General features: G+C 42.9%; 16 protein-coding genes. 2 read left to right on the forward strand and 14 right to left on the reverse strand.

Going from position 1 to position 15499, the window contains the following annotated elements; translation table 11 throughout:
- Positions 1-25 precede the first annotated feature (25 nt).
- From ODU45_RS00480 to ODU45_RS00545, 14 genes are all read right to left on the reverse strand, one after another.
- Positions 26-1036, reverse strand: coding sequence for a YdcF family protein (locus ODU45_RS00480; RefSeq protein WP_024412531.1), 1011 nt, complete (start codon positions 1034-1036; stop codon positions 26-28).
- A gap of 2 nt (positions 1037-1038) precedes the next feature.
- A complete protein-coding gene (locus tag ODU45_RS00485; protein ID WP_398580542.1) occupies positions 1039-1812 on the reverse strand; it encodes a ribonuclease HII in 774 nt (257 codons plus the stop codon).
- Entirely contained in the window at positions 1799-2650 is an 852-nt protein-coding gene (gene ylqF / locus ODU45_RS00490) for a ribosome biogenesis GTPase YlqF (protein ID WP_398580543.1), read from the reverse strand. The genes ODU45_RS00485 and ylqF overlap by 14 nt, the downstream gene beginning before the upstream one ends.
- A gap of 99 nt (positions 2651-2749) precedes the next feature.
- Positions 2750-3238, reverse strand: a complete 489-nt coding sequence (locus ODU45_RS00495; protein ID WP_002936504.1) for a YkgJ family cysteine cluster protein — start codon at positions 3236-3238, stop codon at positions 2750-2752.
- 207 nt (positions 3239-3445) lie between these two features.
- Complete coding sequence (locus tag ODU45_RS00500) at positions 3446-4093, reverse strand: Maf family protein (protein ID WP_398580544.1); 648 nt, start codon at positions 4091-4093, stop codon at positions 3446-3448.
- Between the two features lie 51 nt (positions 4094-4144).
- Positions 4145-6259 (reverse strand): cell surface ecto-5'-nucleotidase Nt5e, encoded by a 2115-nt coding sequence (gene nt5e / locus ODU45_RS00505; RefSeq protein ID WP_398580545.1) that lies wholly within the window; start codon positions 6257-6259, stop codon positions 4145-4147.
- Between the two features lie 130 nt (positions 6260-6389).
- Entirely contained in the window at positions 6390-7661 is a 1272-nt protein-coding gene (locus ODU45_RS00510) for a dihydroorotase (RefSeq protein WP_398580546.1), read from the reverse strand.
- Between the two features lie 39 nt (positions 7662-7700).
- A complete protein-coding gene (locus tag ODU45_RS00515; RefSeq protein ID WP_398579905.1) occupies positions 7701-8354 on the reverse strand; it encodes a uracil-DNA glycosylase in 654 nt (217 codons plus the stop codon).
- A 9-nt stretch (positions 8355-8363) separates the two neighbouring features.
- Positions 8364-9290, reverse strand: a complete 927-nt coding sequence (locus ODU45_RS00520; protein WP_029187282.1) for a glycosyltransferase family 2 protein — start codon at positions 9288-9290, stop codon at positions 8364-8366.
- Between the two features lie 108 nt (positions 9291-9398).
- Positions 9399-10031, reverse strand: a complete 633-nt coding sequence (gene pyrE, locus ODU45_RS00525) for an orotate phosphoribosyltransferase (RefSeq protein ID WP_172078246.1) — start codon at positions 10029-10031, stop codon at positions 9399-9401.
- Positions 10032-10169: 138 nt separating this feature from the next.
- Positions 10170-10496, reverse strand: coding sequence for an inorganic diphosphatase (locus tag ODU45_RS00530; protein ID WP_398580547.1), 327 nt, complete (start codon positions 10494-10496; stop codon positions 10170-10172).
- The gene (gene pyrF, locus ODU45_RS00535; RefSeq protein WP_074391063.1) at positions 10489-11184 is read right to left on the reverse strand and encodes an orotidine-5'-phosphate decarboxylase; all 696 of its coding nucleotides are present in this window, start codon (positions 11182-11184) and stop codon (positions 10489-10491) included. Before pyrF ends, ODU45_RS00530 begins: the two co-directional genes overlap by 8 nt.
- Positions 11185-11349: 165 nt before the next feature.
- Entirely contained in the window at positions 11350-12291 is a 942-nt protein-coding gene (locus ODU45_RS00540; RefSeq protein ID WP_398580548.1) for a dihydroorotate dehydrogenase, read from the reverse strand.
- 9 nt (positions 12292-12300) lie between these two features.
- A complete protein-coding gene (locus ODU45_RS00545; RefSeq protein ID WP_398580549.1) occupies positions 12301-13074 on the reverse strand; it encodes a dihydroorotate dehydrogenase electron transfer subunit in 774 nt (257 codons plus the stop codon).
- Between the two features lie 214 nt (positions 13075-13288).
- On the opposite strand from ODU45_RS00545, the gene ODU45_RS00550 reads away from it, so the two are divergent.
- Together ODU45_RS00550 and ODU45_RS00555 are read left to right on the forward strand one after the other, a co-directional pair.
- On the forward strand, positions 13289-14200 hold the full coding sequence (locus ODU45_RS00550) for a LysR family transcriptional regulator (RefSeq protein ID WP_012775137.1): 912 nt from the start codon (positions 13289-13291) through the stop codon (positions 14198-14200).
- A 163-nt stretch (positions 14201-14363) separates the two neighbouring features.
- Positions 14364-15491, forward strand: a complete 1128-nt coding sequence (locus ODU45_RS00555; RefSeq protein ID WP_398580550.1) for a glucose-1-phosphate adenylyltransferase — start codon at positions 14364-14366, stop codon at positions 15489-15491.
- The last annotated feature ends 8 nt before the right edge of the window (positions 15492-15499 follow it).

A 15499-nucleotide genomic window follows, 5' to 3' on the forward strand; every position in this document is an offset into this window, starting at 1 on the left:
GCTTCTAGAAACCTAGAGGCTGTTTTTAATGCATTAAACTGATGATCACTCCAATCAGATAAAGGGCTGACATGATGCTCAAAAATACCAAATGTGCCTTTCGGCTCATGACCACATAGCCAACAAATTCCCGAATGAAGGCATTAAGGCTAAAGTAAAATCTGGTTTTTGCCCCATAGCCGATACATTTGATTTTCAATTGTCGTGCCAATAGCAGAGCTCTGAAAACGTGATAGTAATTGGTTACAAGGGCAAATCGACTACCAGGTTTCATCAGGGCATAGGAAAATTTCAAGTTTTCCTCGGTATTGGTTGATTGGTTTTCTATCACAATATCTTCCGCAGGAATCCCATGTTCCAAGGCATAGTTAGCCATGGCCTGCCCCTCTGCCAGGAGTTCATCAGGCCCCTGTCCGCCTGACATGATGAGCTTGCTGCCAGGATGTTTCTGGTAGAGCGCTATGCCTTTTTCAATCCGCGAAGCCAAAAGTGGTGTTACCTTGTCACCAATCAGGCCAGCACCTAAGACCACTACATAATCAAGCTTGCCTGGGAAGAGATTGACCAAATTGACAAAGCTAGACGTGGTATAGAGCATGCTGATGATAATAGCATATGACACCAAAAAACCAACGTAGACGAACAGCATGTTGAAAAAGCTGATGCCTGAAAGGGATTGAACCACAAAGGGAGCGATGAAGAGATAGAAAGTCAGGGCGACTGCCAGTCCCATGGATAGGAAATTATGGAAGCGAACCCCTTCTCTCTTCAAAATTTGAAAGCCATTTAGATAAAGCGTGAAAAGCAGGACAAATGGACCACTTAACAAGGCTAAAAAGAGCACCATCGCCACGGCTATAGCCAGCAAGCGTAAGATTTCATTGTTTTCGAGAATGCCTGTTGAGATAATCCATGCCAAGGCCCAGACGAGGATATTCAAAGCAAACAGTGAGATAAAAATCGACCGCCGCTCCCAGAAATAGACAAGAGCAAACAGACCAATAGCCACTAAAAATAGCCAGAAAAAGACTGTCAAGACTAGTTTCCCCCTGCTACCATAGACTTAATGGGCTCAAAGGTCTTACGGTGAATTGGCGTGATGCCTAGCTTGTTCAAGCCTTCCAAATGCTCTGCCGTTCCATAACCTGCATTTTTGGCGAAGCCGTAGCCTGAGAACTCCTTGTCATAATCCGCCATCATCTTGTCCCGCGTCACCTTGGCCACGATAGAGGCGGCTGCGATAGACAGGCTGTTGGCATCCCCCTTGATGATAGAGGTTTGCGGTATGGAGGTATCCAACTTCATTGCATCTATCAAAAGGTGTTCAGGCTCTTGGCTCAACTGCCCCAAAGCCTCTAGCATAGCTAACTTGGTCGCCTCGTAGATATTAACCTGGTCGATGACAGCTGCATCTTTGACACCCACACCGACTGCCACGGCTCGCTCCATGACTTCTTGGTAGATAGCTTCGTGCTTGGACTTGGGGATTTTCTTGGAGTCGTTGAGGAAGCGGATTTTGCACCCTTTGGGCAAGATAACCGCCGCAGCCACCACAGGACCTGCTAGAGGCCCCCGACCGACTTCGTCGATCCCAGCGATTAACTCCACCCCATTTTCATAAAGGGCTTTTTCGTAACATAGCATAGCTTCTAAGCGAGCTTCTTCTGCTGCTTCTTTTTCCAGCTCCTTACGGCGTTTCTTGATAGCAGCCTGGACCCCTGCTCGCACGTCCTGAGCTAGTTCCAACCAGACAGAGCTTTCTAGACTGTCCACCTGAGCCAGCAGAGCAGTCACTTCCTTAATCGTTGCCATCTAAGTCACTCACCTTATCCAATGTATAGGTGCCCAAATGCCCGTCTCGAACGTCCTTGACAAAGAGGTTGTAAAAACGGTCATAATCATCACGGAAGCCCAATTTTTTAGTCCAATCCATGATGAGTTCAGGCGTTTCCTGCTCCAAATCCATGCCCTTGAACCGCTCTTGTAGACGTTCTGGGTAATGTGCCTTGAAATAGTCCAAACCAAAAATAGTGACCTCGTCCATAGGCAAGAGTTGGTCCTTGATTGCTCCTGTCAGAGCCAACTTAAGTCCAACTTCCTGGTCCTCAAACTTAGGCCAGAGAATACCTGGTGTATCAAGGATTTCAAGGTCTTTATTGGACTTGAGCCACTGTTGACCTTTGGTCACACCTGGTTTGTTACCGACAACGGCAATTTTCTTTCCAGCCAGACGGTTCATAAGGGTAGACTTGCCAGCGTTTGGAATACCGATAATCATGGTTCGCAAGGTCTCCTTTTGAATCCCTCTTTCGCGGAGGCGTTCAATCTTGTCTTTCATCAGACTCTTGGCTGCGTCGGTCACTTTTTTTACCGTCGCTTGCTCTTTTGAGTTGATGGCAAGGGTGCGAATGCCCTGACCTTCAAAGTAGCTCTGCCATTCTTTGGTACGAACAGGGTCTGCCAAATCGACCTTGTTGAGAATCATGAGCTTGGGCTTATCGCCAACAATCTTGGTCAGCATAGGGTTTTGGCTGGATAGGGGCAAGCGGGCATCGACCAAAATAGTCACGAAATCAACGTGCTTGATGTTCTCCTGCACCTGCCTGCGAGCTTTTGACATGTGGCCCGGAAACCATTGAATTGTTGCCATGGGGTCCTCCTAAATATGATTCATTGAAAAAAGCCGTAAAAACGGCTTGTTTTTTTATTATTATAGCAGAAAATCAATATTTTGTCTTACTTGTTCCTCTTAAATTCTCTCCCGTAACTTTTCGACAAAGAGATAGGCTGCGGGACAAATCAGAGTATTTTTTATTGTTAAATTGTTGATTTGATAAATCTTCTTGCGGTCAGTATGCGGAAATTCTCGACAGGCTTTGGGACGAGCGTCATAGATACTACATAGATTATCGCCTCCAAGGAAGGGACAGGGCATGGATTGAAATACCTTATCTCCATCCTCATCCACACGCAAGTACATGTCCTCAAAAACTGGAAGTTTCATACGCAAATGCTTGGCAATTCGGGTAATATCTGCTTCTGTAAAGAGCGGTCCCAACGTTTTACAACAGTTGGCACACTCTGTACAGTCGATTTCAGAAAATACTTCGGCATGAATATCTTGAACAATTCTATCCAAATTTTTAGGTGCTTTTTTCTTCAAATTTGCTAGAAATTTTCGATGTTCTCCTTGCTTCTGCTGGGCCAATTGCTTGTATCTTTCAATGTCGACGGTCATAAACTCTCCTTTTCGACCACTATTATACCACAAACTAGCTATTGAGCTCTGCTATTTTTCAAAATGCTGAGCTAAATTATAGCATCACTTAATAAGGTTAGTGTCAACATCTCAGCGCAGTGGTTGATTGGCAGATTTGTTCGCGTTTCACACTCCAAATCTGACCTAATCAACTGTGCGGGGGTGGGAAGACGAACTCTTTTTCGATTAGTAGAGTTCTTTCCCACTCCCAAAAATCCTGCGCGAAACTTCTGCTACAGGTAGACCAATAATGGTGTGAACATCCCCAGAAATACCTGCTACAAAGCGTGGGTCAAGCTCCTGAATACCGTATGCACCTGCCTTGTCGAGTGGTTGTTTATCATGGATATAGGACTGAATCGCTTCTTCCAAGGCTGGATAATAGTCGACAAAATCAATCTGTGCAACCGTATAAAAAACATCCAGTGAGTGACTTGTCCGTAGGCAGACAGATGTTACAACGTGATGGCTCTTTCCAAAATAGGAACGTAACATGGTTTCAGCTTCTATCAAATCTTGAGGTTTGTTAAAAATTTTCCCATCTGACACGACGATTGTATCCGCAGAAATGTAGAGATGGCCAGTTACCAAATCCATGTCCGATTTGGCTTTGGAAATTTCACAACAGGTTTTTGCAGCTCGAGTGAGAAAATCATCTGTAGCGAATTGTTTCATAAAATGTTCCTCGATACCACGCTCATCCACTTCAACTGATGCGATTTGTGGTTGTAAAAATCCCAATAATTGTTTACGACGTGGGGAGTTGCTAAGCAGAACATAAGAACTAATCTGCTCACGATCCCCCTCTTTTTGATATTGAAATACAGTTTGCATGTTTCCTCCAGTCAAAAACAGAGTCCGAAGACCCTGTTTTCAGATGATTGATTAATTTTCTTTTCTACGACCTACTGCCATGGCCAGTCCTGCAAGACCTAAACCAAACAGGCTGAGCGTCAGATTCATCTGGTCACCAGTATTTGGCAAGACTCCTGCTTTTGTAGTTTTTACTGGACTTGCTACTTCTGGTTTTTTATCTCCTACTTTTGGAGAATCAACTGGGACCTTCTTGTCAGTTGCCGAAGTATTTTGTACTTGATTAGATGGTGAATCTGTATTTTCGGCTGGAACAGTTTCTGGATTTGATGCTGGATTTTCTGGATCAGTATCCAATAAAATCTCGATAAAGTCTGGGTAGCCATCTTCATCCGTATCAATGCTTGAATTTACAGGAATGATACGTGAATATGGGTTGACAACCTCATAAGCTGATAAGTCAGCTGTCTTTAGGTATTCAGCAAAGACGCTGTCCATTGAAGGACCTTCTTCACGTGCTCCGCCAAGCATTGTGTAGCCATCACCACCAGCAGCAAGGAAGTCATTTGTTGCTAAATAGTACGTTTTTTCAAGATCCAAGGCGTCATATTCGCCAGTCTCTGGATTAAGAATACCGATAAGAAGAACACGTTCTTCTACAGGAAGAGTTGGATCGTAGAATACATTTGCTCCTGAAATGTGTAGGAATCCACCACTAGCTTCAAAGAGTGGCATGCCATTTTTATCTAAAAGCATCTCGCCAGTTTCTGGATTCACTTGCAATGTAGATGATAAAGACTTGGTAAACATATCATAAATTTGCTGACCAGTTACAGTGATTTGGGAAACGATGTTACCAAATGGCAAGACAGCAATAATATCGCCTTTTGTTACAGGCTGGTCCTTAGCAATTGTTGCACGTAGACCACCACCGTTAGTCACAGCAAGGCTAGTTTTGTTTGAAAATCCTGTTTGACCATAGGCATAGATTGCATCTGTCACTGCATTCCCCAAGTTGGTTTCACGAACACGCACGTTTGAGCGGTCTCCGTTTAATTCCACTGGGTTATTTTCAATAACTACTTGAGCATTTTCAGCTTCATATTTTGCTTTAATTTCATCAACCAAGGCTGCGATTTTAGCATTTGGCGTCACATTTTTAGTATCCGCGGCAGAAATCAAACTAGCTTCACCCAATAATTTATCGGATTTCAAGGTTACTTTACCGATATTGTTCAAGTAAGAGCCTGTTTGATTATAAGTAACATTATCTCCATAGGTAGTCGCTTCTACCGTGTGGGAATGACCGTCGATAACAATAACACGTTTACCAGCTAATTTACTATTTTTAGAAAGTGCTTCAGCAAGAGTTGAGCCTCTCCATTCAACAGGCGTTGTAGAATCGACACCTAGGTGAGCTAGAATGATATAGTTCTTGTAAACACGATTATCTGCTAGAGCACGTGCTTCCACTTCGTCAATCACTTTATTGACTTCTGTGACTGGGTCGGTAAATGTTACTCCCTCAACATTTTTCGGATGGGTTTTTGTTGCAGTTTCAGGTGTTGTTACACCGATAACTACAAATTCATCACCTACAACAGTTGGAGTTTTATCGACGATAGTTGAAGCTTCAAAAACACGAGCGCCATTAACGTAAGTGTTAGCACTCAATAGCGGGAAGTTCAAAGTTTCCTTGTACTTGATTGCTTGATCCATCCCAAAGTCAAATTCATGGTTACCAACAGCCATTGCATCATAGCCGACTTGGTTCATAATATTGGCGCGGTCTTCACCTTTTGTAGAGTTGGAAATTGGAAGTCCTTGGAAGGCATCACCAGCATCTACTACAATTGTATTTTCTACTTTGGCACGTTCTTCTTCAATGACTGCCGCAGCCTTAGCGTCACCGATGACATTCTTTTCTTCAAGAATGCGACCGTGAACGTCGTTTGTGTGGATAATGACTGCCTCTACTGTTTCTTCCGCAGCAGGGACAACAGTTTCCTCCGTTGCTACGTTTTCAACTGACGTTGCTGGTACCGTAGCAGTTGCATCAGTCGTTGCTGGCTGATTGGTTGTGGTAGCTGCAGTCGTTGTCTCAGCAGCTTGTACTTGTTGAGCTAAAACAAATGGAGCCAACAAGAGTGTGGACATTACAGGCAACAAGATTTTTTTCTTTTTCATAAATAGACCTTTCTTCGGCATTTTTTATATCTCTATTATACACTTTTTAACAAAAAACAAAAACTTTAAAATCGCTTACATGTCAAAAAGGTTCGAAATAAGCGAATTAGCTATCTAATCCGCTCATTTCCTATTTACCAAATACTATTTGTCCATTTGCAATGGTGTAAAGGACCTGTCCTTTCAGACTATCACCAACAAACGGAGAATTAGCAGACTTCGAGGCAAAATCCGCTGTGACCAACCGATTTGCATTTGGGTCAAAAATAACAAGATCAGCTGGGCCATTTTCAGCAAGATAGCCAGCATCAAGACCATAGAGCTTGGCTGGATTAATTGTCATTTTCTCCAGCAATTGCACGAGTGTCAGATGCCCTTCTTCCACCAGATGCGTCAAACCAAGTGAAAGCGAGGTTTCCAAGCCTGTCATTCCTGATGGGGCCTTTGTGAGATCTTCTACATTTTTTTCATCCGCGTGATGAGGAGCATGGTCCGTCGCAATGACAGAGATAACACCAGATTTCAACCCATCAATCACAGCCAAGCGATCACTTTCTAATCGTAGTGGTGGGTTCATCTTAGCATTGGCACCTTTTGTTAGAAGTAAGTCCTCAGTTCGTGAAAAATGTTGAGGTGCTACTTCTGCCGTGACGTTTGCTCCGAGACCTTGAACAAATTCAACCACCTTGACCGACTCGGCTTTGGATAGATGCTGGATATGAACACGCGCACCCGTTTCATAGGCAATCATGACATCGCGAGCGACCATGCTGTATTCTGCTACGCCTGTTGCTCCACAAACATGAAAATGTTTTTCAGCTACTTGCTCGTTGAGTCCCAAGACGCCATTCAGGTCAGGGTCTTCTTCATGCAGGCTGATGAGACAGCCCTGCTCTTTGGCTAATTTCATAGCTTTTCTAACCACGCCAGCATTTGTCAAAGGAATACCGTCGTCCGAAAAGGCCACCGCTCCAGCTTCTAGCAAAGCAGGAAAATCGGTCAGGTTTTGCCCATCGAAATGATCTGTAATGGTTGCCACACTATAAATGTGAATAGCTTCTTTTTTAGCGGAATCCAATACTTCTTTTAAGGTTTCAACATTTGAAATCGTCGGACTAGTATTAGCCATCATGACAACAGAAGTAAAACCACCCGCTGCTGCAGAAAGAGCTCCTGTATGAATATCTTCTTTATGGGTCTGACCAGGCTCCCGAAAATGCACATGAACATCGACCAAGCCAGGAGCAACGACTAATCCTGTTGCATCAATCACTTCTTGCTCAACATCTTCTGAAATTGACTCCGCGATCTTAACAATCTTACTTCCGTCCATCAAGATGTCGCAAACCTTATCTAAACCGGATTGCGGATCCAATACTCGACCATTTTTCACTAATAACATTCATATTCTCCTTTGTAGTACCAAAGCCATTACTATCTACTATCGCAGCCAATCAATTCCTGTTCTGCCTTGTGAAGTCAAGTAGGCATTTGCTTGTGAGAAGGGCTTGCTTCCAAAGAAACCTCGATAGGCTGAAAGAGGGCTTGGATGAGCAGATTCGATAACCAGATGTTTTGGATTGGTTATCAACGCCTTTTTCTTGCGAGCATAAGCACCCCAAAGAATATAGACGACAGGCTGGTCTAAGCTATTGACCACCTTAATAACAGCGTCCGTAAAAGGCTCCCAAATTTGCCCTGCATGTCCATTTGCCTGACCTGCTGGAACAGTTAAACAAGCATTGAGCAAAAGCACACCTTGTTCCGCCCAGGCTGTCAAATCATGATCTTGTTTGACGCCAATATCATCCGTCAATTCTTTTAAGATGTTTTGAAGAGATGGCGGAGCTGGTACCGAGTTCGGAACAGAAAACGACAAGCCCTGTGCCTGACCAGGTCCGTGATAGGGATCCTGTCCCAGAATAACTACTTTAACCTCTTCCAAATTCGTTGTTTGAATGGCAGCAAATACCTTCTCACGAGGCGGATAAATGGTTCCACCAGCATAAACATGATCTAAAAACTGATTTATTTTACCAAAATAATGCTCTGGCAACTGCGCCTTTATCAATTCGTGCCAAGCTGAATGTTCCATAAACTGCTCCTAGTTTGAACTTTTCTCTTTAACAATATAAATCGGACGTTTCTTCGTTTCCAAGAAAACTTTTGCCAAATATTTACCGAGAATACCAATGGTCATCAACTGCAGACCTCCCAAAAATAGGATGATACAAATAGTCGACGGCCAGCCAATTGTAGGATCTCCGAACACCAAGGTTTTGAAAACCACAAAAACCATTAGAACTAGCGACAACAGGAAGGTGAAGAAACCTGTATAGGAGGCAATATTCAAAGGTGTATCTGAAAAATTGATGATTCCTTCAATAGAATAAGAAAGCAATTTCCAGAAAGACCAACTAGTTTCACCAGCGACCCTCTCAACATTTTCATATGGCAAGTATTCTGTCTCGAATCCAACCCAGGCAAAAATTCCTTTTGAAAAGCGATTGTATTCAGACACAGATAGAATAGCATCTACCATGTGACGACGCATGAGACGGAAATCACGGGCACCGTCTACTACCTCGACCTGGCTGATTTTATTCATCAATTTGTAGAATAATTTTGCAAAAAAGCTACGAATCGGTGGCTCACCATCACGACTGACACGACGGGTTCCAACGCAATCTAAATCCGGATTTCCATCCAACATAGCCTTCATTTCCATCAACATTTCGGGTGGATCTTGCAAATCAACATCCATGACAGTCACTAGCTCACCTTTCGCAGCTTGTAGACCTGCATAGAGAGCAGCTTCTTTCCCAAAATTCCTTGAAAAAGAAAGATAGCGAACAGCTCGGTCTTGACCAGACAATTGGCGTAAAACCGTTAATGTCCTATCCTTTGAACCATCATTGACAAAAATATACTCAAATTGTTCCCCCATCTCCTTACGAACTTTCTCCATAGCATCGTAAAAATAGGGAATTGCCTCTTCTTCATTAAAACAAGGCACGATAACTGAAATCATGTTTTTCTCCTCATACGGTCAATTATTGTATTCTCAAAATACGTTAGAGACTATTATACCATTTTACAGGATAAGTTCCCAGAAATCGTGCGTGGGCTCGTTTCAAATCTAGTCTTCCTGCCAAGTTTCTTGATTTTGACGGAACTTTTTAAGCAGATTCAAACCATCTGCATTGATATATCCCTGTACTTTTGCGACCTTGATTAACTCTGAATAATTGCTGAGCGTCACCAATTTCACGCCAGCATTGTCAAAATTACGATCTGCCTTTGGCAATTCATAAGTAAAGATTGCCACAACACCAATAACGTCAGCGCCTTCACGCTCAGCTGCTGCTACGGCATCTAGAACAGACCCTCCAGTAGAAATCAAGTCTTCAACGACAACCATTTTTTGTCCCTTGACGATGCGACCCTCTAATTGATTCCCTGCACCATGGTCTTTTGGCTTGCTACGGATATAAGCAAATGGCAAATTCATCCGATCTGCAATGATAGCACCATGGGGAATACCTGCTGTGGCAGTTCCGGCAATCACCTCAACCTCAGGAAATTCCTCTTCAATACGTTGGACAAAGCCATCTTCAATCAAATTTCGAGTTTCAGGATAAGATAGTGTAATACGATTATCTGTATAGATAGGGGATTTGATACCTGATGCCCATGTAAACGGCTTTTCAGGGCGCAGATGAACTGCCTTAATATCCAATAAGTGTGCTGCGATTTCTGTTGCTAGTGTCATAATAGACCTCCTTCTAAATGCGTACCATTCCAACATGACCATCCCGCCGAATAGCCTGTCACTCCTAAAGTATTGGTTCAATCTATGAACCCTACAAAAAACTATATTTATCCCCTGTTGAATTCTTACAGATTTCTCCTAGTCCACCAATTCAATCCATGAATCAAAATACTGTTCAATGAAATTGGTTTTCTCTTTTATTTCTGTCACGGTAAGTTTTTCATCAAGACCTGTCAGAACCCATTTATCCTCAACATCATCTCTACGATGGATAATCGCGACCAATTTCCCCTCGAAAGCTGTCAAAGGCTGCCGAACAGCTTTGGAAATGATGTAAACATCTTGTTCTTCACCATCTCCAGCCAATAGATTTGGAACGTAGCCGTAATTGATGGGGTACTGGTTGCCAAATTTATCAATATACCCGATAGGTCTATCGATGATAACCTGATAAACCTTATTCACGATTCCACTCCTCTTTAATAGACAAATAGGTCTGGTAAGGCTGTGCTGATTTTGTAATCGGGCGACCTACTACGATGTAATCACTACCGATTCGAGCAGCATCTGCTGGTGTCATAACTCGTTTCTGATCGCCTACTTCACCGCCAGTCGGACGAATCCCTGGCGTCAGGCACACAAAATCAGAACTTGTGGCATCTTTAATCAAAGCCACCTCATGCGCTGAACAAACCACCCCATCAAGACCAGCTTCTTGTGCTCTTTGAGCATAGTGAACAACCGCTTCCTGCAAACTAGTCTGTATATTCTGGTCTGTTCTCATCTGCTCCTCTGAGGTAGAGGTCAACTGAGTGACCGCTATTAAAACAGCATCCTTACCCAATCCCCTTCGTGCTGCCCGCATCATCTCAACACCACCAGCAGCGTGAACGTTGGTCATATCCACACCGAGTTTTGCCAAGACTTTCATAGCAGACTCGACGGTATTAGGAATATCATGCAGTTTCAAATCTAGAAAAATACTGTGACCGCAGCCTTTCAAATAATTGATAATACCTGGTCCCTCCGCATAATACAACTCCATTCCAACCTTTACATAGAGTTTCTCATCTGGTGGGAACTGTTCCAGAAAAGACTGAACTTCTTCTTTACCTGCAAAGTCAAGGGCAATAATTGGTCTTGTTTCTTTCATATAAATCCTTTCATTTACACAAAAATCCCTGCCAAATCGGTCAGGGATGTGCACGAATTCAGCTTGAAAATCACCTTTCAAGCCTATTACATGACACCTTCCTAGCCTCTCTGGACTTAGTTAAAGGAGATATTTTCTTTATATTACTCTTTTATTTTACCTTTGTCAACGCTTACCCAAGCTATGTCTGATTTCTCGGCGTAAACCTTCCAAACTATCAATACCATAAACTTCCATGCGTTTTGGTAAGTCTTGAATAATCTTTGGACAAGCAAATGGGTCTGTAAAGTTGGCTGTTCCTACCCCTACAGCTGAAGCTCCTGCAACCATCATCTCTATAGCCTTGTCCGCCGTATCCACACCACCCATACCAATAATCGGTAAATCAGTCATCTGTGCAACCTGACGAATGAGTTTGAGAGCAACCGGAAAAACTGCTGGACCTGACATTCCTCCTGTACCATTTGCCAAGATTGGTTGTCGAGTTTTGAGATTGAATCGCATACCAACCAAGGTATTTATCATCGTCAAGCCAGTCGCTCCAGCATCCTCAGCAGCCTTGGCCAACAAGGTTATGTCTGCCACACTTGGTGTCAGCTTAACGTAAACAGGGACAGATGAGGCTTCGACTGCTGCTTTTACTGCTTGATAGGCTAATTCTGGTACCTGTCCAATCAAGAGACCATTATTTCCGTGGTCCACATTGGGACAGGAAATGTTCAGCTCGATAGCTTTTACGTTTGGAGCCTTTGAAATTTTTCCTGACACATAAGCATATTCTTCATTGGAAAAACCAGCCACATTGGCAATGATAGGCTGGTCTGGAAAATGCTGTTCCAACCAGGGGAGTTTTTCGGATAAGACGGCATCAACGCCTGGATTTTGAAGTCCAATGGCATTGAGCATACCTGCTGGTGTCTCGGCTACACGGGGAGTCGCATTGCCATAACGAGGATACCGAGTAGTCGCCTTAATCATAATGGAACCAAGCTGATTAAGGTCATAATAATCTGCATACTCCTGACCAAAACCAAAGCAGCCAGAGGCTGGAATGATGGGATTTTTCAAGTCCAAGCCTGGTAAGGAAATCGCTAATCGTTTTGTCATTTCAACCTCCTATAAAATCAGACTACCAGTTGTAAAGACTGGACCTTCCTTGCAGACACGCTTGTTCTCGTGTTCTTGTCCCTCTTTGGGTTTGACAACACAGGCATAGCACGCCCCCATCCCGCAAGCCATCCTAGCCTCCAGTGAAATGTAGGCATGAGGATGGTCCTGAAAGCGTTGGTCAACATAGTTCATCATAGCTGGCGCCCCACATGAGTAAATGGCTGCAAACTCGTTTGTCAGCTCTTCAACGACCGTTGCGACATTCCCCTTACGCCCATAGGAACCATCATCTGTTGTGACATAGACCCCCCCATAGCTTGCCAGTTCCTCTTCCAAAATGACAGCCTCTTTGGTGGCAAAGCCAATGACTGACGTGACTTTGGCGCCACGGTTCGCCGCCTGTTTCGCCACTTCCACCAAGGGAGGAACACCGATTCCTCCGCCAATGATGAGAATGTGGTCACCTTCTTTGAGAAAGTCTACTTCAAACCCTTTCCCAAGCGGTCCCATAACATCCAAATACTGCCCAATAGTCATTTTCGAAAAGACTTCCGTCCCTTGACCTTCCACTCGGTAAATAATCCGACATTGAGACTTATTCCTATCAATCTCGGAAATAGATATTGGTCTCCGCAAGAGCATGGAATCATCTGGGACACGAATATGGATAAACTGCCCCATTTTCATATCTTGGACCATATCCCCCTGCAAGGTCATCGCAAAAATTCGTGGCGCTAGTTGGACTTGGTCCACCAGTAACATCTGTTCTTTTAAAATCATCTTTTCTCCTATTCTATATAACAATGACACAGAAAACAAGAAAGTCGATATAGAGAAAAAAACCTTGCTGGCTAGCAAGGTTACACGAAAAGAAGGCAACATTTGCCCTATTTATCACGTTCCCTTCTTCGCCTCTCTGGACTCAGTTAAAGGATATATTTTCAGCATTATACATTTTTTAGAATAATTTGTCAAATCATGTTACAATAGAGGTATGAGAATCCAACAATTATACTATATTATCAAAATTGCAGAAACAGGCAGTATGAATGAGGCTGCCAAGCAACTCTTCATTACCCAACCTAGCCTTTCCAACGCTGTACGAGACTTGGAAAAAGAAATGAAAATTAAAATCTTTTTCCGTAATTCTAAGGGCATTACCCTGACAAAGGATGGCATGGAGTTTCTTTCCTACGCTCGTCAAATTGTTGAGCAGACCGAACTACTGGAAGACCGCTATAAAAATCCGAATGCAAAACGCCAACTATTTAGCGTCTCTTCTCAACACTATGCCTTTGTCGTCAATGCCTTTGTCTCACTTTTAAAAGAAACTGAAATGGAAGATTATGAACTCTTCCTACGTGAAACGCGGACCTGGGAAATCATTGATGACGTTAAGAATTTCCGCTCAGAAATCGGAGTGCTTTTCCTCAACCATTTCAACCGTGATGTTCTGCTGAAACTTTTGGATGACAATCGACTATCCTATACAACTCTCTTCACTGCCAAACCACATGTATTTGTCAGCAAAACCAATCCTTTGGCACAAAGAAAGTCAATCACTCTCGATGATTTGGTAGATTTCCCCTATCTCAGCTACGAGCAAGGTATTCACAACTCCTTCTACTTTGCAGAAGAAATTCTAGCCCAGGAACACCATAAAAAATCGATTGTCGTATCTGACCGTGCCACACTCTTCAATCTCTTAATCGGTCTGGATGGCTATACAATCGCAACAGGTATCCTCAATTCAAATCTTAACGGAGATAATATTGTATCCATTCCTCTGGAATTTGACGATGAAATCGAATTGGTCTATATCCAACACGAAAAGGCATTGCTGTCCGACATGGGAGAAAAATTCATCAATTACCTACTTGAAGAGGTAAAATTCGACCAAAAATAAATACCATTTTATATAGACAAACAAAATACAATATGTTATGATACATTTATGAAAGACGTTGAAAAGAAAAATGAAAATAATTCATTTTTCTTTAAGGAAACGCTTTCATTTTTTTGTACTCTATGCTATAATACATGTATCATATATATTAAGGAGTGGTTAGATGGCTCAAAATAAAATGTTAGCTATGATTCTTGCTGGTGGACGTGGAACACGTCTAGAAGGGTTGACAAAAAAAGTCGCCAAACCAGCGGTCGCATTTGGCGGAAAGTACCGCATTATTGACTTTCCTCTCAGTAACTGTGCCAACTCAGGTATTGATATTGTCGGAGTTTTGACTCAGTATGAGCCTGTTCTCTTGAACTCATACGTTGCTCAGTCTCAACGTTGGGGGCTTGATGTACAAGGATCTGGTGTCTTTGTATTACCACCGAGTGAAAAAATCGAAGGTTTCGGACTTTACAAAGGTACAGCCGACGCTATTACACAGAACATTGATTTCATTGATCTTCACGATCCAGAGTACGTATTGATTTTGTCTGGTGACCACATCTATAAGATGAACTACGACAAACTCCTTGATACACATATTCATAAAAAAGCAGATGCCACGATTGCGGTTATCGAAGTTCCAATCAAAGAAGCTTCACGTTTTGGTATCATGAATACGGACGAAGATTACCGTATTGAAGAATTTGAAGAAAAACCAGAAAATCCTAAGAGCAATTTAGCATCAATGGGTATCTATATCTTCACTTGGAAGACCTTGAAAAAGTACCTTCAAGAAGATGACAAATTGGACACTTCATCTCACGATTTTGGGCATGACATCATTCCGAAATACTTAGAAGATGGCCGCACTCTCATTGCCCATCCATTCCGTGGTTATTGGAAAGACGTAGGTACCGTTAACAGCCTCTGGGAATCCAATATGGACTTGATTGATCACGCTGGAGATTTGGACCTTTCTGATCGCTCATGGAGAATCTATTCAGAGGATAAGGGATCTCCTGCCCAAGTCATTGGTGCGACTGCAACTGTTAAATCTGCCTATATTGATAAAGGAGCAGTTATTGAGGGTACAGTAGAACATTCTGTTATTTCAACAGATGTACAGGTCAACCAAAATGCCGTCGTAAAAAATTCTGTCGTCCTGCCTGGTGCTATTATCGGCGAAGGTGTTGAGCTTGACTACGTCATCGTCGCTGAAAATATTAAAATTGCTGACGGAGTTAAACTCACAGGAGACATCGACCATATCCTCTTGATCGACAAGAATGTAACCAAGTAAGAAAGGAC

Origin of the sequence: Streptococcus sp. 2022WUSS135 (assembly GCF_044427045.1) — a bacterium.
Classification (GTDB): Bacteria; Bacillota; Bacilli; order Lactobacillales; family Streptococcaceae; genus Streptococcus; species Streptococcus hashimotonensis.